This window comes from Deltaproteobacteria bacterium, assembly GCA_020848905.1.
Taxonomy (GTDB): domain Bacteria; phylum Myxococcota_A; class Polyangia.
In genome coordinates, this window is the sequence record JADLHG010000060.1 from 15917 (window position 1) to 32980 (window position 17064).

Consider the following 17064-nt stretch of genomic DNA (forward strand, 5'->3'; position numbering starts at 1 on the left):
CCTTGCGCCGGGTGGGCTTCGGCACGCAGCGCCGCGGCCATCAGTCGAAGGCGCGGGGAGGGTCGCTAGGGATCCAGCAGGCTCCTTCCGGTTCCAGGGCGCCCGGCCAACGCGGCGGCGATCTCCTCCGGAGGACGTCGCGCGAGAGGTTGTCGCCGCTCCTTCGGGTAGTCCTTGCGCAGCGGGTGTCCGACGAACTCCTCGTACAGCAAGATGCGGCGAGGATCGGGATGGCCGTTGAAGCGGATCCCGTACATGTCCCAGACTTCGCGCTCCAGCCAGTTTGCGACCTTCCAGAGGTCGCTGACCGTGTCCACCGTCGGGTCTTCGAGCTGCACCCGGGTCTTGAGCCGCAGGCGGTGGCGACGCTTCATGGAGTAGAGGTGGTACACGACCTCGAAGCGATAGGCTCGCGCCTGCTCGAGGTAGTCTACCGCGGTCAGGTCGGTGAGCAGATCGAAGTTCAGCCCGTCCGTGTCGCGGAGCCAGAGGCACGCGCGGTGCACCGCGGCGCGATCGAGCAGCGCTGTCTCGTCACCGCGGTGCTGGTGCGTCTCGATCACCGCGGGACCTAGCTCTGCCACGAGTCTCTCGAGCGCCATCTGGCTCATCGCACCGCTCCGGGCTTGGTGACGGCGTCGACGCCTTGCGCTTCGCGTTGCTTTCGCTGGTCGAGCTCGTACATGCGCTCCGACCAACCCTGGCGGCTCTGGATGCGGTCCTGGAGCATGATCAAGGCGTCGAGCACCTGTTCCGGACGCGGCGGACAGCCGGGGATGTAGACATCCACCGGGATGACATGGTCGATGCCTGGAGTCACGGAGTAGTTCTGATAGAAGCCGCCGCTCGAGGCGCATACCCCGAACGACACGACCCACTTCGGCTCGCACATCTGCTCATAGATGCGCTTGAGCACCGGGGCTTGCCGTTCGGTGACGGTGCCGACGACCATGAGCAGGTCGGCCTGTCTGGGCGAGAAGCGGGGGAACTCGGCCCCGAAACGCGCCACGTCGTAGCGCGGGCCCCACAGGGACATAAACTCCATGGCGCAGCACGCGGTCGCGAAGGGGTACTGGAAGAGGGAGAACTTACGCGCCCACGCGACGGCGTCGGCCAGGCGGCCCGTGGTGAATTCTAGTCCCATTCGAGCGCCTTCTTTCTCCAGACGAAGATCAGCGCCAGGAGAAGCACTGCGAGGAAGACCAGCATGACGAGGAATCCGAACGGGGAGACCGCACCGCGGCAGACCCCGTTCTGGACCTCGCCGGTGCAGCTCAGGTCCCGGAACATGACAGCCCAGGGGTAGAAGAACGCGGCCTCGATGTCGAACACGAGGAAGAGCAAGGCCACCCGGTAGAACTGCGCGTTGAACCGGAGACGCGGCGCCCGTATGGGGTCCATGCCGCTCTCGACCGGCAGCTGCTTCTCGGGCGTAGACTTCGACGGGCCGAGGAGTTTCGGAACGAACAGGAGCACCGAAGCGAGGCCGCCGGCGACGGCCAGAAGCACGAGCACGGGCAGATAGCTGGTGAGCATCGCGTCCTTGGGATTCTCGTCGGCACCCGGTTGGCGCCGACGGGGCTAAGTATGCTGACGGCCTCGGGTGCTGTCAAAGCAAAACTGGCGGCGCATGACGCGGCTTTCCTCTGTCACTTCCAGGCGTTCGAGTCGAAGAGAATCGCAGGCGCGCATGGCTCGGAAGGAGGATCTGGCCCGGGTGAGAGGGGCGCAGAAGGGGTGCGGGAGGGTCAGCGACTCGAGGTGTGCTCCGTCAGGGCTTCCCACATGTCGGGATCCTCGTCCATGAAGACCACGAGCGACGGGTGGGTCCCCTTGTACGCGAGCGCCTCGTCGATCATGGCGCGGGCAGCCTCGTCGTGCGGCACGCCCAGTTCGCCGTAGCCCATACCCGGGATCGCCACGCGCTCCAGTCCGAACTTCGTTGCACCCAGGAGGCCGGCTCTCGTGGCGCGGCGGATGTTCTCGATACCGATGCGCATGCCGACCGCCTCGGCCAGGGGCACATGGATGAGGTGCTTCACGGGCAAGGGGCCGGCTGCGGTCACGAAGGCTGCACCGACCGCGATCGGGGCGTGTTTCGTGACCTCTTCTTCGATCGACGGGCCGACGAGCGCTCTGATGCGCGCAGCCACGCCCTCGACCATTTGCCCCTCGGAGATCGTGGGGACGATGATGCCGTCCCCCTCGAAGGTCAGCACGTCGGAGTTCCGCAGTTCGATCTGCATTCGCATTCCTAGGCCAGGCTGAGCGGCGGGCGCTACGTGTGGCGCTCGGCACTCCGATGAGCGCGGACGGTGAAATCGACCACGCCAAGGCGGGGAACCATATGCCGATAGCCATGTGATGTCAACCTGTTCTGCGTCCGGGCGGCACCTCTGGGACGGGTCGGAAGGGTGGCGGCCACCCGGGGCGCGTTCCCCGTCCGTGGTATCATCCGAGGACTTCCGCATGCTGGCGCTGCTCACCGCTCTCTACTGGATCGCCGTCGTCGTCGGGCTGCTCGGGCTGTGCGCGTTTCTCTCCGGGCGCTATTTCCATCTCGAGACCGAGCCCCACATGGTGACCTTCGCCCGCACCGTGGACGGGTGGCGACTGGCCCTCAGGCGCTACCAGCCGGGCGAACCGGTCAAGGACGCGCCGCCGCTCCTCCTCTGCCCCGGTCTGGGTATGAGCGGCGAGGTCTTCGACGCGGGCGACGTGTCCCTGGCGCGCTATCTGTCGGCCCAGGGTTACGACGTGTGGGTACTGGATTTCCGCGGGCGTGGGCGGTCGTCGCGCCCGCGCCTCTGGGGGCGCTACCGCCCGAACTGGTCCTTCGACGAGTACCTCGAGTTCGACCTGCCGGCGGCGCTTGCGGAGATCCGCGGACGAACCGGCGCGAGCGAGGTCAGCTGGGTCGGCTTCGGAGGGGGGGCGCTGGCCATGCTGGCGGTCGTGGCGGAGCGCGAAGGCCCACGGCTCGGGCGAGGCGTCGCGCTGGCCGCGCCGGCCTATTTCCGCAGGCAGTCCGAGCACATCTCCCCCTGGCTCGTGCGCCTCTTGCGCTTCGTGCCATCCCGCGCACTCGTCGCGCTCGCTGCGCCGCTGCTCGGGAGGGTGAACCTCCCGCCCTTTCGGTGGCTGTGCCACGCGGACAATGTGGACGGTACGATCTACCGGCGGGTCATGGTGACCGCGTTCTCGGGATGCGCCCCGAAGGAGCTGGATCAGTTGGCAGACTGGTTGGAGCGAGACGTGCTCACCGGCTTCGACGATGGCCGCGACTACCGAAAGGAGCTCGCGCGCATCGAGCTTCCGGTGCTCCTCATCAGCGGGCCGCGAGACCGACTCGCGCCTCCGTCCATGGTCCAGGAGACCTTCGAAACCCTGGAGCACGCCCGCGACAAGCAGCTCGTCGTGGCCGGGCGGCTTGGGGGGATGAGCGCCAACTACGGCCACCTGGACCTGCTCATCGGCAGGAACGCGCCCCGCGACGTGTTCCCTTTGATCGCGCGCTGGCTGGAGCGCCGCGCGGAGGAGCAGCCGGGCGCGTCGGCGGCGAGCGAGCGCCCACCGGCCGCTGGGGAGGTCGTTCCCGAGGTGTCATCCCCCGCGGGCGCGTCGGAGACCGGCGCAGCTACGGTCCAGGGTGCTGCGTCGGACGCTCCCGGGCTCGACCCGTCATCGGCACAAACCGCACGTCCAGAAGGCGTTCCGTTCTGAAGCCCGTCGGGTGGCGCGTCATGCGTACGAGCACCTGGCTGTCAGCGGGGCCGAGCGGCGCGACGAGCACCCCTCCCACCCTGAGCTGGGCGAGCAGCGGTGCCGGGATGGAAGGGGGCGCTGCGGTGAGCATCACCGCGTCGAAGGGGGCGGCGCGGGCCCAACCCTGGTAGCCGTCGCCGATCCGGACCTGAACGTTCCGGTAGCCGAGGGCCTTCAGCACGGCGGCCGCGCGTCGCCCCAGGGACGGAACGATCTCGATCGTGTAGACCTCTTTGACGAGCTCTCCGAGCACTGCCGCCTGGTATCCCGATCCAGTCCCGATCTCGAGCGCCCGGTGGTGTGGCTTGAGGCGCAGGGCTTCCGTCATGTACGCGACCACGTAGGGCTGGCTGATCGTCTGGTCCTCTCCAATGGGTAGCGGGTGGTCGCCATAGGCTCGGTCCTGCACGGCGGGCGGGACGAAGAGGTGCCGGGGCACCTTTCGCATGGCTGCCAGGACGCGGCGATCCGTTACGCCTCGTGCTTCGACCTGCTGGACAACCATCGTGGCGCGGTCGGCCGCGCGGTCGGGAGGCGCGGCTTTGCCGTCGTAGCAGGCGAGGCTGTTTGCCATCAGCGCCGCGAGGAGCGCCAACCGGGGGTGCAGGGTCGAGACGAGGGGGAGGGGACGAGGCGATGGCCGCCGCCACCGGAGGGGAGGCTGCGCTAGAGGATCACGCTCGTGGCCACGCAACAGCTTGCCGGTATACACGCCACCGCCCCCACGATGAGCCCAGCAACCAGCAGGCAACCGGCCGCTGCGGCAGTGTAGCCCGCCGCTTTCTCCGGCGGGGTGCCGTTCATCATCGGAAGTCCCAGATAGAGAAGGTAGCAGCCGAAGCCCATGCCGGCGAGGGCGCCGAGAGCGCCCAGGGCGGGTATCGAGGTCAGGTGCAGCGCCATCCCGACCCACGACGGGATGATGGCACCCGTGGCCAGCTTTCGGGCCTGGTCGACGTTCTTCTGCGCTCCGAACGATGGAGCCAACGCGTCGATGATGAGGGCGAAAGCCCACCAGAGCACGATGTTCAACAGATAGGTGATCAGGCCGGTGGCGATGGCTCCGCCGGCAAGCCGCCCGTAGATGCCGAAACGCATGAAACGTAGCCCGCCGAGCAGCGTGCCCAGCATGAGCGAGACGGCTGGAATTGCCGCGAGGATCAGGATCTGTGGCACGAGCAGGGTCTTCAGGTCACCGGGCTCTGCCATCATCTCGTCCCAGTACTCGCGCGGCTTGGCGATCATCTTCGTGATGCGGGAGATCATCTGTGGGAACATCGGCGCTCCTTTGGGGCGATGGTCCTGCGCCCGGGCGCTCGTCACAAGCCGCGCAGGCGCATCGAAGGTGTTGCGATGGGGGCAGTCATACCACGCGCGACGCGATCCGGGCAATCTCCGGAACGGGGTGCGACGCGGCTCAGCGGCGATAGCGAGGCGAAGCGAAGCGAGGCGAGGCGAGGCGAGGCGGCTAGGCGCGGAAGACGCGCTCCAGCTCGTGCTCCATCTTGGTCTCGCTCATGCGGCGAGCCACCGAGAGCTCCTTCACGATCAGGTTGCGCGCGGTATCGAGCATGCGGCGCTCGCCGAAAGAGAGGGTTTTCGTGGACTTCAGACGGTAGAGATCTCGGTAGACCTCGGCGACCTCGAAGAGGGAGCCGGTCTTGATCTTTTCCATGAAGCCGCGATACCGCCTGTTCCAGGTCTGCTTGTCGACGTGCACTTCCTTCTCGCGAAGGATATCGAACACGTCCTTTATCTCCTCCTCACCGATCACCTCCCGCAGCCCGACCTCGTGAGCCTTGCTGATCGGGACCATGATGCGCATATCGGTATTCACGATCCGCAGCACGTAGAAGCGCTGCGGAGCGCCGGAGATTTCCTTCTGCTCAATCCCCACGACCTCCACCACGCCCTGGGCGGGATATACGGCCATATCACCGACCCTGAAGGTGTTGTCCATGGTTCCTCTCCCTGGCATGCCCACGGGGGCAAGATTTGGGTTTGCGGGTTGGCAAGCAATTAGGATGCCGAATGCAGTGCGGCAAGACATCGGCAGTCCTTTCGGGGGACTGGTACTGGCGAGTCGCGGCGGCGCGCGTCGTAGGTGTGACATAGTGGCGCGGATCGGAGGCTTCGCGGGGGCGCCGGCTCCTTGTACATCTTAATAATAATAGTATGTTGACTGCTGTGGGTCGTTGTGGCGCACATGGAAACGGTGAGCCGGCAAAGACGCCGCGCCGGGGTAACTTGTGAAAGTGTGCGAGGAATCCATGTACGCTGAACGGCTCGGTCGGAGCGACCGGCCTGTCACGCCCGGCTGAAGGATCCGCCAGTCCCCCTTCGAACTTCGGAGATTGGAGCCAGAACCGGGATCTACACGGCCCGAACGGATCCGGCCTAGTCGAAGTCCGCGATCCTCCACTGGCCGTCTTCGTTCACCAGCTCCACCTTGTAGCGTGGATCGTACTGGAGCCTGGCGCGGTCCCCGTTCACTTCGATCTCCCCCTTCATCGCCTCCTTGAGCTTGGTCAAGCGCTCGTTGATGTCCCGCTCCACGCTCTCGCGCACCGAACGGGCGAGCAGCTTCATCACCGCTTCGTAGCTGCGCTGCTCGACGGCGCGGACGAAGGCCTTCAGTGCTTCGGCCGGGCTGCCCGACTGGAGGGCTACCGAAACGCCTCCGTCGATCCGCCACGCCCCCTCCGCGAAGCGCAACTGCGCGCGCGTTCCGCCCGGGTAGTTCAGCTTGGCCGTGATGGGGAAGGGCTGGTCGACCCGCGCGCGGACCTGGCTGGCCTGGGTGAGCAGCTCGGGCCGCAGGGTCTTCCATCGCGCCGTGAACTCGTTCTGCGTCATCAAGCGTCGCGTGTTCTCGTCGAGGAGCGCGTAGGCCGCCTGCGGCTGGTCGTCCCGTATCGCGTTCACGTATCTGCGCAAAGCGTCTTGCGGTCCGCGTGCGGGTCCGGCCGCACACCCCGAGCCCACGGCCCACGCCAGCCCGGCTGCAGCCAGTAGCCCCGCCGCGCGGGACGCCGCCGACGGGCGAGGACGGCAGTGCCGCGAATCGTCAGCCATGAGCCTCTCCTCCATCAAGGGCATCGCGAGGCTCATCTTACGTCCGCCTGCGACGGAGACCGAAGGATTTGTGCCCCTCCCGCCGAGGAACGCAGCGATGCGCGCGGCCGCGAGGCGTTCACGCGCCCGTCGTCAACGGCCGTTCACGATGCGGCTCGAAACGCTCTCAAGGTCCCGAAGTTTCGCGCGCGCCGGTCGGGCACGTTCCTTGAAGTACGCGATGCCCGAGCAGGAGAGTCGCCATGCGGGTCCCCAAAACGAGCGGTGCATCGATCGGGATGGTTCTGGCTCTGGCCGTCAGCGGATGTGAGCTCTCGCACGACGCGGTGGCGAGAGGGTACTGCGATCCGAGCGGCTGCTATCAATGCGACCGCCACGATAGCTGCTGGACGGTGCCCGTCCCGCCCTGCACCGCGGAGGCGTCCTGCGCCGAGGGCGCCAGCTGCACCCAGCTGGGCTGTCTCAGCGGGTGCCTTGGGGGCGGGTCGTGTGGCGACGGGACGGCGTGCGTGGACGGTCTCTGCGTGCCGGCGGGGTTCGAGCGGGCGCGTCCCATCGCGCCGGCGCAGCGCTGCAGCGATGACGGAGGATGCGCCAAAGAGCAGTACTGCGGCGAGGCAGGCAGGTGCGTGGACCGCTGCCGCTCCGATGAGCAATGTGGCCCGGGCATGGTCTGTCAGCCCTGGTGCGGCAAGTGTCAGCCGAAGGGCGTGCCCGCCACCTGCGGCAGCGCTCGCGTGTATTGCGCGGGGGAGAGCTCGTGCGGCACCGGCAAGACCTGCGTGAGCGGACGCTGCCACTTCCAGTGCGGGCTGGCGTCGGAGGCGTGTCCGGTGGGCCAGACCTGCCAGGGAGGAACGTGCGCGGACGACGTGGCGCCGCGCTCCCCGCAGTGCGCTCTAGATCTGCACTGCGGCGGCGGTCAGTGCATTAACGGCTATTGCCATGCAAGCTGCACGCAGCGTGAGAGCTGCGGTGCGCGCGCTCTCTGCAATCTCGGCGTTTGCCAGCCAGATTATCATCCCGCCAGCCAATAGACCGGACGGCCACCTACGGCGGGAACGGCGGTCTGCCAATGGTGGCAGGCCGCCTTTTTTTTGCGCGGGGGTCTTCAGTTGCTGGCCAGCTAGCGGTGCCGGTAGTACTCCCTGAGGACCATACGCACGTACTGCTGGGTGGTTTGGTAGGGAGGGATGCTGCCGTACTTCGCGACGGCGCCGGCGCCCGCGTGGTAGCCCGCGATGGTCAGCACCAGATCCCCTCCGAAGTGGTTCGCCAGCACGCGCAGGTAGCGCGTTCCCCCGAAGATGTTTTGGCGCGGGTCGAACGCGTCTACCACTCCCATTCCGCGCCCGGTGCGCGGCATGAGCTGCATCATCCCTTCGGCGCCCGCTCGGGAGACGGCGTGCGGATCGTAGTCGGACTCGACGCGAATGACCGCTCGGATGAGGGGCTCCGGTATGTGATAGAGCTCGGCGGCCTGGCGGATGGTCTCGGCGTGCCGCGCCGTCCGGTCCGACGGGAGGCGAGCGCTACGCCGCTCGGCATGCAGGGCACGCGCCTTGCCGGGGCCGGTGCGCATGACCCGCTTCCATTTTCTCCCGGGGCGCGGGATGTTCGTGAAGTGAACCACCCCCTCGCCATCGATGTAGGAATAGATGTCGGCCCGGGCAGCCGAGGGCGATAGCGACAAGACGAGCAAGAGGAGGCGGGCCGCAGCCGGCGCGCGCATACTCTGACTTCTAGCACGGCGCTTCAGCGGGAGCGAACAAATGACGGGCATCGAGGAGACGGACTTCCTGGTGGTGGGCAGCGGGCTCGCCGGCCTGTATTTCGCCCTGCAGGTCGCAGAGCGTGGGCGCGTGCTCATCGTTACGAAGCGCGCTCCCGACGACTCCAACACCAACGTGGCGCAGGGAGGGATCGCCGGGGTCTTTGACGAGGCCGACTCGCACGAGAGCCACGAGGCGGACACGCTTCGCGTCGGGGCCGGGTTGTGCCGCGAGGAGATCGTGCGGATTACCGTCGAGGAGGGGCCCGCACACATCCAGCGCCTCAAGGAACTGGGGGTGCGATTCAGTCCGTCCGAGGATGGCGGTGGCTTCGATCTCGGTCGCGAAGGAGGGCATTCGCACCGCCGCGTAGTGCACGCCGCCGACATCACCGGGCAGGAGGTGCAGCGCGTTCTGCTCGACAGGGTGCTGCGCCATCCAAACGTGCGGGTTGCGGACCACTGCTACGCGGTGGACCTGCTCACGACCGCGGCGTACGGGATGGAGAACGCCTGCTTCGGCGCCTACGTGCAGGACGTGCGGAGCGGCGGGATTTCGGCGGTGCTGGCGCGATGCGTCTTCCTGGCCTCGGGGGGGGCGGGCAAGGTGTACCTCTACACGACGAACCCGGACGTCGCTACCGGAGACGGGATCGCCATGGCCTATCGCGCTGGCGCCGCGGTTGCGAACATGGAGTTCTACCAGTTTCACCCGACGCTCCTGTACCACCCGCACGCCAAGAACTTCCTGATCAGCGAGGCGCTCCGGGGAGAGGGAGGGATCCTCCGCCTGGCCGACGGGACGGATTTCATGGCGCCGGTGCACGAACTGGGGTCGCTCGCGCCGCGCGACGTCGTGGCCCGCACCATCGACTCGGCGCTCAAACGCAGCGGGGACGAATGCGTCTTCCTCGATATGACCGGCGCCGATGGAGACTGGGTCGAGCGGCGTTTTCCAAACATCTACGCCAAATGCATGTCGCTCGGCATCGACATGCGGCAGCATCCCATCCCGGTGGTGCCGGCCGCCCACTACTGCTGTGGGGGCGTCCTCGTCGACCAGCACGGCGCGACCACGCTGCGCAATCTGCTCGCCGCGGGCGAGGTCGCATGCACGGGGCTGCACGGGGCTTGCCGGCTGGCCTCGAATTCGTTGCTCGAGGCGCTCGTCTTCGCTGCGCGGGCGGCGACCTATGCGCTGACCCTCGATGCGGTGCGTCCGCCGACCGTCACGCCCTGGCAATCCGGGAGCGCCGTGGGGAGCGACGAGGCGGTGGTGGTGACCCAGAACTGGGACGAGATCCGACGCTTCATGTGGAACTACGTCGGCATCGTGCGGTCGACGCGGAGACTCGAGCGCGCGAGGCGCCGGATCGAGCTCATCCGGGACGAGATCCGGGAGTACTACTGGAACTTCTTGGTCACCCCCGACCTGCTCGAGCTGCGCAACCTCGCCCTCGTGGCGCATCTTATCATCGAATCCGCGCGCCGGCGGAAGGAGAGCCGCGGACTCCACTACAACACGGATTGTCCCGAGACCGACGAGCGCTACCGCCGCGACACGGTGCTGTCGCCCGTCGACGGACCGCAGATCTGAGTCGCGCCGTCCATGGGCCCGACGTCCTTCAGGTGACGCTCCAGGCGCGCCATTGACGGGCGGAGGGGTGGTGGTCCAGGATCCGCGCCGATGCCGGACCCCATCCAAGGTGCCGTCGCACTGCACGAGGCCGTCGAGCGCTGGGCCGAAGGGCAGCTGGAGGGGGCTCTGGAGCTGCTCGAGAACGCGTCTTCCGGTGGGAGCGAGCTTCCCGTCGAACGCGCGCTCCGAGCGATGGTCCTGCTGTCTGCGCGACGATGCGACGAGGCGTGGGCGGTGTTCGAGGAACTCGCGGCGGCGCACCCGCACGAGCTTCCGCTGCGCCTCAACGCGGGAATGGCGGCGCTTGGCTGCGGGCGGCTGGAGCGAGCGCGGGACCACCTTCGCTGGGTCGTGGGTCGGCAGCCGAATCATCGCCGCGCCTTCGCCCACCTGGCTCGCGTACATCTCGGGCTCGGCGAGACCGAGCTCGCGCGCGCCGCGCTCCTGGAAGCAGAGCTCTCCGTAGGGCTGACGAGCGGGAGCGACGGTGTTGCCGAGCCGCCGCCACCCGACGCGCTGGCCCGGGCAGCGGACGCCCTCGGACCCACCCTCGACGAGGTGCTGGCGCAGGCTCTCCGTGGCGCGTTCTGCGAGGCGCCGGCCTTTCCTCCCGTCTGGCGGGGCACGCACCCCGAGGCGTCGGAGGTATCCTTCATCGTCGGGGTCTCGCCGACGGCGGAGGCGGGTGCCTGGCTCGAGCTGCGGTCGGAGGAGACGGCCCGTGGGTGGCGCGAGGCTGGGGTGAACGTGCGCTCGTCCCATCTGCTGGTGTGCGAGGGGGCTTGGCGGAGCGAGGAGCTGCGCGTTCGAAGTCAGGGGCGCGTGCTCGGCGCGTGGACGGGCCCGTCGGGTCGAATGTCGCATCTGCGAGGTCGCGGGCGACTCCTATGCGGTACAGGTCCCTCGCGGTCGCTCCAGGTCATCGAGTTGCGCGCGAGCGTGGCGTACCTCCGGGAGGACGCGCTGGTGGCCTTCTCGGAGGGTCTTTCGTGGGAGAACGGTGGCCTTCCCCCTTCGCAGGCCTCGGGCATTCCGATGGTGCGTCTTTCGGGGACCGGGCGAGTCGCACTCGAGTGCTCCTCCCCGCTGCGCGTATGGGAGACGGGCGCGCACCACGCCAGCCTCGTCCGCCGGCGCAGCCTCGTCGGCTGGATCGGGGACGTCGTCCCGCTTCCAACCCGGCCCGATTCGTGCGAAGAGCCGGTAGATGAGTGGATTCAGTGCGTCGGGGTCGGACGGTTGATGGTCGCCGCAGCGAACGCGGAGTAGGTCCATGGCGAGCAACATCAGAGACGAGATCACGACCCTCCCGAACCTGCTGACGATGCTCCGCATCGTGCTCATCCCGGCGGTTCTCGTCTATATCGATAACGAGAGTCCGCTACGCAGCTTCGCCGCCTGTCTCCTCTATGCCGCGTCGGCGATCACGGACTTCCTCGACGGCTATGTGGCGCGTCGCAGCGGGCGCACGAGCATCCTGGGGAAGTTCCTCGACCCTCTGGCGGACAAGCTGCTCGTCATGGCCACGCTGGTCTGGATGGTCCCCCTCGGGCGCATCGAGCCCTGGGTGGTGATCCTGTTGCTTACGCGGGAGATCAGCATTACCGCGCTGCGAGGGATCGCTTCGGCCGAAGGCCTGGTCATCGCGGCACGTCAGATGGGGAAGGACAAGACGGCGCTGCAGCTCATCGGTATCCTATGCCTCATCATCCACTTCCGCTATCCGGTTATCTTCACGGACTACTACGTGGACTTCCACCAGGTAGGTCTATACACGGTCTATATCTCGCTCGTGCTCTCCGTCTCGTCGGCAGTGGAATACCTCCAGCTCTTCGCGCGAGCGGTGAGTGGAAAGCCGTCAGCTGGAGATGGCTCTACGCCCGCGGCGTAGGAGCCACCAGACGACGATGGCGACGACGAGCGTCGCGATCGCGATGGCCTGAGAGGTAGAGAGCAGGAGCGGTGGCGTTCCGCTAGCCCCGAGCAGGCGGGCCAGCGGCGCCGAACCGAGCTCAATGAGGTAGCTCCGATCCGGGTCGGCCCGCCAGAACTCCATCACGAAGCGGAGCGTCCCATACGCCGCGAGGTAGACCAGCAAGGTCTGTCCGAAATACCGCCGGCGCGTGTTGAGCAACAATAGGACGAAGAAGAGCGTGAGCTCAGCTGCGACCTCGTAGAGCTGCGTGGGGTGTAGCGGCGGCGTGTGATGTGCCGCGATGGAGAGGTCTCCCTGTTGCACGAACTCCTGGAAGGCGAGGCTCTCCCTGGGGAAGCGGACGCCGAGGGGGCCGGTGGTGGGGCGACCGTAGCAGCATCCCGCCGCGAAGCAGCCCAGCCGACCGATGGCGTGGCCCAGGGCCACGAGGGGGATGGCCAGATCCGCGAGGCGCAGGAAGCGGACCTTCCGGCGGCGAGCAAACCACCAGGCCGCGGCGATGGCCCCGAGAAGTCCTCCGTAGTAGACGAGGCCGCCCTCCCAGAGGTGTAGCGGTCGGCTGCAATCCAGGAGGATATGTGTCAGGCGTCGCGGGGTTCCCGTCACCCCGTGCAGGCACTGATCGACGAAGTAGCGGCCCTGGGTTGCGACGTAGAGCAGCCGCGCGCCAAGGAGCGACCCGATGAGGAGCCAGAAGGAGAGGTCGAGAAAACGGTCTCCGCCGACCGCTTGCCGCTGCGCGCTTCGTACCCCGAGGACGATGCCGGCCACGAAGGCCAGGGCGATGGCGACGCCGTAGGAGTGAACCTTTAGCGTACCGACGGTGAAGAGCACGAGGTGCATCGGCGTCGTCAGCTCATTGCGAGGCGCCGGCGGCGGGTCAGGGCCCCGGAGGGTCGGTGGGCGAACGCGGGTCGTCGACGGGGGGGACGCAGGCGCTCGCGCCCTTCGCGCGGCGCCGGCCGAGGGCGCTCAGCGCCATCTCGAGGAAGAGCAGTCCCACGCCCACGGTGATGGCCACGTCGGCGATGTTGAAGGTCGGCCACTTGAATCTCGTCCCCCAGTGGAAGTCGAGGAAGTCCACCACGTAGCTGAAGCGGAGGCGGTCGATGAAATTCCCGACGGCGCCGCTCATGACCATTGAGAGGGCCAGGAGCAGGAGCCGTTGACCCTCGTCCAGGCGGTACACGAGGTGCAGGATGAAGCCCATGGCGAGCAGGCTGACCGCCAGGAAGAACGGGCGGCGAAAGCTCTCGCTCTTCCGGGCCAGAAAGCCCCAAGCCGCACCGGGGTTCTTCACGAAGGTCAGGGCGAAATACCCTTCGATCACCTGGACCCGGCCGCCCAGCTGATCCTGGAGCGAGGTCCTGGCCCAGTGCTTCGACGCCTGGTCCGCTCCGGCGAGGAGCGCCGTGAGCGCGACGAGCGTGAGCCAGCGGCGGAGAGCCGAGCGCCGCGCGAGCGGAGCGGGTGGCGGGGTATGAAGGGTGTCCTGCGCCATGCAGACGTAGCGTAGCAGGTGGCCGCGCGTCGTGGCTACTTGGAGCGCCGGGAGCGCGGCTGCGCCTTGGCCGGTACGGGCTTGCGACCGAGGACGATGACGAGGAGTCCCACCCCGATGACCAGCGCGACGTCCGCCACGTTGTAGGCGGGCCACACGGCCTTCCGTTGCCAGTGCATGACGACGAAGTCCACGACCCGCCCGATGTAGATGCGGTCCACCATGTTGCCGATGGCTCCACTGGCCACGAGCGCGAAGGCCACGTCAGCAGCGCGCTGGTGTCGCTCCACGCTGCGCACCAGGCGCCAGACGAAGAAGAGCGCCGCGAGACCGACGCCGATCAGCAGATAGCGTGCTCCCGGGATCTGGCGGGCCAGGCCGAAGGCCATCCCCGGATTCTCGTGGTACTCGAGGTCGAGGTAGCCCTCGATGACCTGCACGGCCGGCTGCGCGCGAAGGCGGGCACGCGCTAGTTGCTTGGTGCCCTGGTCGAGGGCCAGGCTGACCGCGAAGAGGATCCCAATCAGGAGAAAACGCCGTTTCATACGGACCATCCTGTCGCCGAAATGACGCCTGCGCAGCGGGGGCAGAGGTCCGGGTGCGGGCCCGTTCCGATCCCTGGACTGCGCTTCCAGCAACGCGGGCACTTGACGCCGGAGGCTTCCTCGACGACGGCTCCCGTCGCGGAGCCCTGGGTCTCGACCACCACCTCGGAGACGATGAACAGGTCGGCGAGCGACTCGGCGTAGCGGTCGATGAGGCGCCGGTCCTGCTCCGTCAGCCGCAATCGAACGAGGGCGTCCAGCGAGTGGTGCTTCTGCGCGCGGAACGCTTCCAGTTCCTTCAGGACCACGGTGCGGATGGGTCCCAGCGCGTCGACGTACTCGAGTAGCGCGGCGTCCTCGTCTCCCGGGGCGGGGATCTGCGCCAGGTGGACGCTCGTCGGGTCATCCGGCAGCCGCGGCAGGTGAGCCCAGATGTCCTCCGCGGTGAAGGGAAGAACTGGGGCCATGAGGGTGGCGAGCGCCCTCGCAATGCTGTAGAGGACCGCCTGCGTGGGGCTCCGCGCCGCCGGGCCCTCGCAGTAGAGCCGGTCCTTGACCACGTCGAGGTAGAACGCGCTCAGGTCGGTCGCGCAGAACTCAATGAGCTGACGATAGACGACGTGGAACTCGTAGGTCTCGTACGCCTCGCGGCAGCGGCGTATGAGCCGGGAAAGGCTGCTCATCGCCCAGCGGTCGAGCTGGCTGAAGCCCTCGACGTCCTTCCATCGCTCGACGGGAAAATCGGCGAGATTTCCGAGGAGGAAGCGCGCCGTGTTTCGGATCTTCCGGTAGGACTCGCCGAGCTGGGTGAGGATCGTCTCCGAGAAGGGCATGTCGTTGCGGTAGTCGACGTACGCCGTCCACAGCCGAAGCAGCTCCGCCCCGCGGCTCCGGATGACGGTCTCGGGGGGGATGTAGTTCTTCAGGCTCTTCGAGTAGGGCTGGCCGTGTTCGTTCACCACGAAGCCATGGGTCAGCACCGTGCGATAGGGGGCCTTCCCTCGGTTGGCAACCGCCGTGAGCAAGGAGGAATGAAACCACCCGCGATGCTGGTCGCTCCCCTCCAGGTAGAGGTCGATGGGCCAGAGCTCCTCGTGGGGCTCGCACACGGCCGCCCAGCTGACGCCGGACTCGAACCACACGTCCACGATGTCCTCTTCCTTGCGGAAGCGCCGGCCCTGGCACTTGGAGCACGCGAGCGACGGGGGGAGCAGCGCCTCGGGGTCGCTCGTGAACCAGTGGTCTGCGCCGTGCCTGGCGAAGAGCTCGGCGACGTGCTGCATGAAGGCGGCGCTGGCCAGCACCTCCCCGCAGTCCTCGCAGGTCAGCGCCGGAATGGGCACGCCCCACAGTCGCTGTCGCGAGAGGCACCAGTCGGGGCGGTGTTCGATCATGCCGTAGATGCGGTCGTGGCCCCACGGCGGGACCCAGGTGGTCGCGTCGACGGCCGCGAGGGCACGCTGCCTGAGGCCGGCGTGCTCGAGCTGAACGAACCACTGCGGGGTGGCGCGGAAGATGACCGGGTGCTTGCAGCGCCAGCAGTGTGGATAGCTGTGCTGGATCGATGCCTCCGGTGGGTTGAGCAGCGCTCCGAGACGGTGGAGCAGAGCCACGATCCCCTTGTTGGCGTCGAAGACCTGCTGCCCGGCGAAGCCCGCCACGTCCGCGGTGAAGCGGCCGCCCTCGTCGACCGGAGCGTAGATCTCGAGGCCGTGGGCCACGCCGGTCTGGTAGTCCTCCTGGCCGTGTCCAGGCGCCGTGTGCACGCACCCGCTGCCGGCGTCGAGCGTGACGTAGTCGGCGAAGAGGAGCAGCGACTTTCGGTCGATGAAAGGATGCCGGCAGGTGGTGCCCACGGCGGCGCGTGTGTCGATCTCTCCGAGCACGTTCCACGCCGTGAGACCGCACAGCGCGCGCACGCTCTCCGCCAGTTCACGCGCGACGACGAGCACCCGGTCGCCTGCCTCCACGGCGACGTAGGCGAGGTCGGGGTGCAGCGCAATGGCCAGATTGGCCGGCAGCGTCCATGGCGTCGTGGTCCAGATGAGGAACGCCACTTTTCGCCCCGCCAGCGACGGGAGCAGCCGCTCGGGATCTCCCTCGTAGTCGAATGCGACGAAGACGGAGGGGGAGGTGCGGTCCTTGTATTCCACCTCGGCTTCCGCCAGCGCGGTGCGGCAGGAGGCGCACCAGTGGACGGGCTTCTTCCCTTTGTAGAGGAAGCCTCCTTCGGCGAGGCGGGACAGCTCGCGCACGATCGAGGCCTCGTAGTGCGGGCTCAAGGTGAGGTAGGGCCGATCCCACCGGCCAAAGACGCCGAGGCGCTTGAACTCCTCTCGCTGGATGTCGACGAACCGGAGGGCGTACTCGCGGCACGCGCGCCGGATCTCTTGCACCGAGAGTTCCGCCTTCTTGGGTCCCAGGTCGCGGTCTACCTGGAGCTCGATCGGAAGCCCGTGACAGTCCCAGCCCGGGACGTACACGGCGCGGTGACCGGTCATCGTGCGGTACTTGACGACGATGTCCTTGAGGACCTTGTTCAGGATGTGGCCCGTATGGATGTGGCCGTTCGCGTAGGGCGGCCCGTCGTGCAGGACGAAAAGGGGGCGCTTCTCGCCGGCCTTTTCGATCTGGGTCTGCAGCTGCTCGGCCTCCCAGCGCTGGAGAAGCTCAGGTTCCCGCTGCGCCATGTTCCCGCGCATCGGGAACTCGGTCTGCGGGAGCTTGATCGTGGTCTTCAGGTCGACCGGTTCGGTAGTCACGCGGTCCTCCGCCGGTGAAATCGTTTGCGGCCCAAAGGGTTATAGCAGAGGAGTTGAGGTGTCAATCTGC

At 67.5% G+C, this 17064-nt stretch carries 18 protein-coding genes; 5 read left to right on the plus strand and 13 right to left on the minus strand.

Annotated features, from left to right (window positions below; genetic code table 11):
* Positions 1–65: 65 nt before the first annotated feature.
* The 4 genes from IT371_26285 to IT371_26300 form a co-directional block, all read right to left on the minus strand.
* Positions 66–611 (minus strand): NADH-quinone oxidoreductase subunit C, encoded by a 546-nt coding sequence (locus IT371_26285; GenBank protein MCC6751188.1) that lies wholly within the window; start codon positions 609–611, stop codon positions 66–68.
* Positions 608–1144, minus strand: coding sequence for an NADH-quinone oxidoreductase subunit NuoB (gene nuoB / locus IT371_26290; GenBank protein MCC6751189.1), 537 nt, complete (start codon positions 1142–1144; stop codon positions 608–610). Before nuoB ends, IT371_26285 begins: the two co-directional genes overlap by 4 nt.
* Positions 1135–1536: an NADH-quinone oxidoreductase subunit A gene (gene ndhC, locus IT371_26295; GenBank protein ID MCC6751190.1), complete on the minus strand. Its 402-nt coding sequence runs from the start codon at positions 1534–1536 to the stop codon at positions 1135–1137. The genes nuoB and ndhC overlap by 10 nt, the downstream gene beginning before the upstream one ends.
* 212 nt (positions 1537–1748) lie before the next feature.
* The gene (locus tag IT371_26300; GenBank protein ID MCC6751191.1) at positions 1749–2246 is read right to left on the minus strand and encodes a macro domain-containing protein; all 498 of its coding nucleotides are present in this window, start codon (positions 2244–2246) and stop codon (positions 1749–1751) included.
* 223 nt (positions 2247–2469) lie between these two features.
* Between IT371_26300 and IT371_26305 the strand changes: the two genes are divergently transcribed.
* The gene (locus tag IT371_26305; GenBank protein ID MCC6751192.1) at positions 2470–3723 is read left to right on the plus strand and encodes an alpha/beta fold hydrolase; all 1254 of its coding nucleotides are present in this window, start codon (positions 2470–2472) and stop codon (positions 3721–3723) included.
* Here IT371_26305 and IT371_26310 read toward each other — a convergent pair.
* The 4 genes from IT371_26310 to IT371_26325 all read right to left on the minus strand — a co-directional run bounded on the left by IT371_26310 (position 3638) and on the right by IT371_26325 (position 6840).
* The gene (locus IT371_26310) at positions 3638–4339 is read right to left on the minus strand and encodes a protein-L-isoaspartate(D-aspartate) O-methyltransferase (protein ID MCC6751193.1); all 702 of its coding nucleotides are present in this window, start codon (positions 4337–4339) and stop codon (positions 3638–3640) included. The genes IT371_26305 and IT371_26310 overlap by 86 nt on opposite strands.
* A 92-nt stretch (positions 4340–4431) precedes the next feature.
* A complete protein-coding gene (locus IT371_26315; GenBank protein ID MCC6751194.1) occupies positions 4432–5043 on the minus strand; it encodes a YIP1 family protein in 612 nt (203 codons plus the stop codon).
* Between the two features lie 190 nt (positions 5044–5233).
* The gene (locus tag IT371_26320; GenBank protein MCC6751195.1) at positions 5234–5725 is read right to left on the minus strand and encodes a CarD family transcriptional regulator; all 492 of its coding nucleotides are present in this window, start codon (positions 5723–5725) and stop codon (positions 5234–5236) included.
* A gap of 437 nt (positions 5726–6162) precedes the next feature.
* Complete coding sequence (locus IT371_26325; protein MCC6751196.1) at positions 6163–6840, minus strand: hypothetical protein; 678 nt, start codon at positions 6838–6840, stop codon at positions 6163–6165.
* Between the two features lie 242 nt (positions 6841–7082).
* Between IT371_26325 and IT371_26330 the strand changes: the two genes are divergently transcribed.
* Positions 7083–7877: a hypothetical protein gene (locus IT371_26330; GenBank protein ID MCC6751197.1), complete on the plus strand. Its 795-nt coding sequence runs from the start codon at positions 7083–7085 to the stop codon at positions 7875–7877.
* An 89-nt stretch (positions 7878–7966) separates the two neighbouring features.
* On the opposite strand, the gene IT371_26335 is transcribed toward IT371_26330, so the two are convergent.
* Entirely contained in the window at positions 7967–8572 is a 606-nt protein-coding gene (locus IT371_26335; protein ID MCC6751198.1) for a lytic transglycosylase domain-containing protein, read from the minus strand.
* A gap of 40 nt (positions 8573–8612) precedes the next feature.
* On the opposite strand from IT371_26335, the gene nadB reads away from it, so the two are divergent.
* The 3 genes from nadB (at position 8613) to pgsA (ending at position 12141) form a co-directional block, all read left to right on the plus strand.
* Entirely contained in the window at positions 8613–10208 is a 1596-nt protein-coding gene (nadB, locus tag IT371_26340) for an L-aspartate oxidase (GenBank protein ID MCC6751199.1), read from the plus strand.
* A 90-nt stretch (positions 10209–10298) separates the two neighbouring features.
* Positions 10299–11519 (plus strand): hypothetical protein, encoded by a 1221-nt coding sequence (locus IT371_26345; protein MCC6751200.1) that lies wholly within the window; start codon positions 10299–10301, stop codon positions 11517–11519.
* A 4-nt stretch (positions 11520–11523) separates the two neighbouring features.
* Positions 11524–12141, plus strand: coding sequence for a CDP-diacylglycerol--glycerol-3-phosphate 3-phosphatidyltransferase (pgsA, locus tag IT371_26350; GenBank protein MCC6751201.1), 618 nt, complete (start codon positions 11524–11526; stop codon positions 12139–12141).
* On the opposite strand, the gene IT371_26355 is transcribed toward pgsA, so the two are convergent.
* From IT371_26355 to ileS, 4 genes are read right to left on the minus strand one after another with little or no spacing between them, the layout of a single operon-like run.
* Complete coding sequence (locus tag IT371_26355) at positions 12109–13029, minus strand: prolipoprotein diacylglyceryl transferase (protein MCC6751202.1); 921 nt, start codon at positions 13027–13029, stop codon at positions 12109–12111. The two genes, pgsA and IT371_26355, sit on opposite strands and share 33 nt — an antisense overlap.
* Before the next feature lie 37 nt (positions 13030–13066).
* Positions 13067–13687, minus strand: a complete 621-nt coding sequence (gene lspA / locus IT371_26360; GenBank protein MCC6751203.1) for a signal peptidase II — start codon at positions 13685–13687, stop codon at positions 13067–13069.
* A 35-nt stretch (positions 13688–13722) separates the two neighbouring features.
* Positions 13723–14232 (minus strand): signal peptidase II, encoded by a 510-nt coding sequence (lspA, locus tag IT371_26365; GenBank protein ID MCC6751204.1) that lies wholly within the window; start codon positions 14230–14232, stop codon positions 13723–13725.
* Positions 14229–16994: an isoleucine--tRNA ligase gene (gene ileS, locus IT371_26370; GenBank protein ID MCC6751205.1), complete on the minus strand. Its 2766-nt coding sequence runs from the start codon at positions 16992–16994 to the stop codon at positions 14229–14231. The genes lspA (IT371_26365) and ileS overlap by 4 nt, the downstream gene beginning before the upstream one ends.
* Positions 16995–17064 lie beyond the last annotated feature (70 nt).

Excerpts from the sequence above, each read along its gene's own strand:
- IT371_26285 (MCC6751188.1), bottom strand. The coding sequence starts at position 611 with ATGAGCCAGATGGCGCTCGAGAGACTCGTGGCAGAGCTAGGTCCCGCG.
- nuoB (MCC6751189.1), bottom strand. The coding sequence starts at position 1,144 with ATGGGACTAGAATTCACCACGGGCCGCCTGGCCGACGCCGTCGCGTGG.
- ndhC (MCC6751190.1), bottom strand. The coding sequence starts at position 1,536 with ATGCTCACCAGCTATCTGCCCGTGCTCGTGCTTCTGGCCGTCGCCGGC.
- IT371_26300 (MCC6751191.1), bottom strand. The coding sequence starts at position 2,246 with ATGCAGATCGAACTGCGGAACTCCGACGTGCTGACCTTCGAGGGGGAC.
- IT371_26305 (MCC6751192.1), top strand. The coding sequence starts at position 2,470 with ATGCTGGCGCTGCTCACCGCTCTCTACTGGATCGCCGTCGTCGTCGGG.
- IT371_26310 (MCC6751193.1), bottom strand. The coding sequence starts at position 4,339 with ATGGCAAACAGCCTCGCCTGCTACGACGGCAAAGCCGCGCCTCCCGAC.
- IT371_26315 (MCC6751194.1), bottom strand. The coding sequence starts at position 5,043 with ATGTTCCCACAGATGATCTCCCGCATCACGAAGATGATCGCCAAGCCG.
- IT371_26320 (MCC6751195.1), bottom strand. The coding sequence starts at position 5,725 with ATGGACAACACCTTCAGGGTCGGTGATATGGCCGTATATCCCGCCCAG.
- IT371_26325 (MCC6751196.1), bottom strand. The coding sequence starts at position 6,840 with ATGGCTGACGATTCGCGGCACTGCCGTCCTCGCCCGTCGGCGGCGTCC.
- IT371_26330 (MCC6751197.1), top strand. The coding sequence starts at position 7,083 with ATGCGGGTCCCCAAAACGAGCGGTGCATCGATCGGGATGGTTCTGGCT.
- IT371_26335 (MCC6751198.1), bottom strand. The coding sequence starts at position 8,572 with ATGCGCGCGCCGGCTGCGGCCCGCCTCCTCTTGCTCGTCTTGTCGCTA.
- nadB (MCC6751199.1), top strand. The coding sequence starts at position 8,613 with ATGACGGGCATCGAGGAGACGGACTTCCTGGTGGTGGGCAGCGGGCTC.
- IT371_26345 (MCC6751200.1), top strand. The coding sequence starts at position 10,299 with ATGCCGGACCCCATCCAAGGTGCCGTCGCACTGCACGAGGCCGTCGAG.
- pgsA (MCC6751201.1), top strand. The coding sequence starts at position 11,524 with ATGGCGAGCAACATCAGAGACGAGATCACGACCCTCCCGAACCTGCTG.
- IT371_26355 (MCC6751202.1), bottom strand. The coding sequence starts at position 13,029 with ATGCACCTCGTGCTCTTCACCGTCGGTACGCTAAAGGTTCACTCCTAC.
- lspA (MCC6751203.1), bottom strand. The coding sequence starts at position 13,687 with ATGGCGCAGGACACCCTTCATACCCCGCCACCCGCTCCGCTCGCGCGG.
- lspA (MCC6751204.1), bottom strand. The coding sequence starts at position 14,232 with ATGAAACGGCGTTTTCTCCTGATTGGGATCCTCTTCGCGGTCAGCCTG.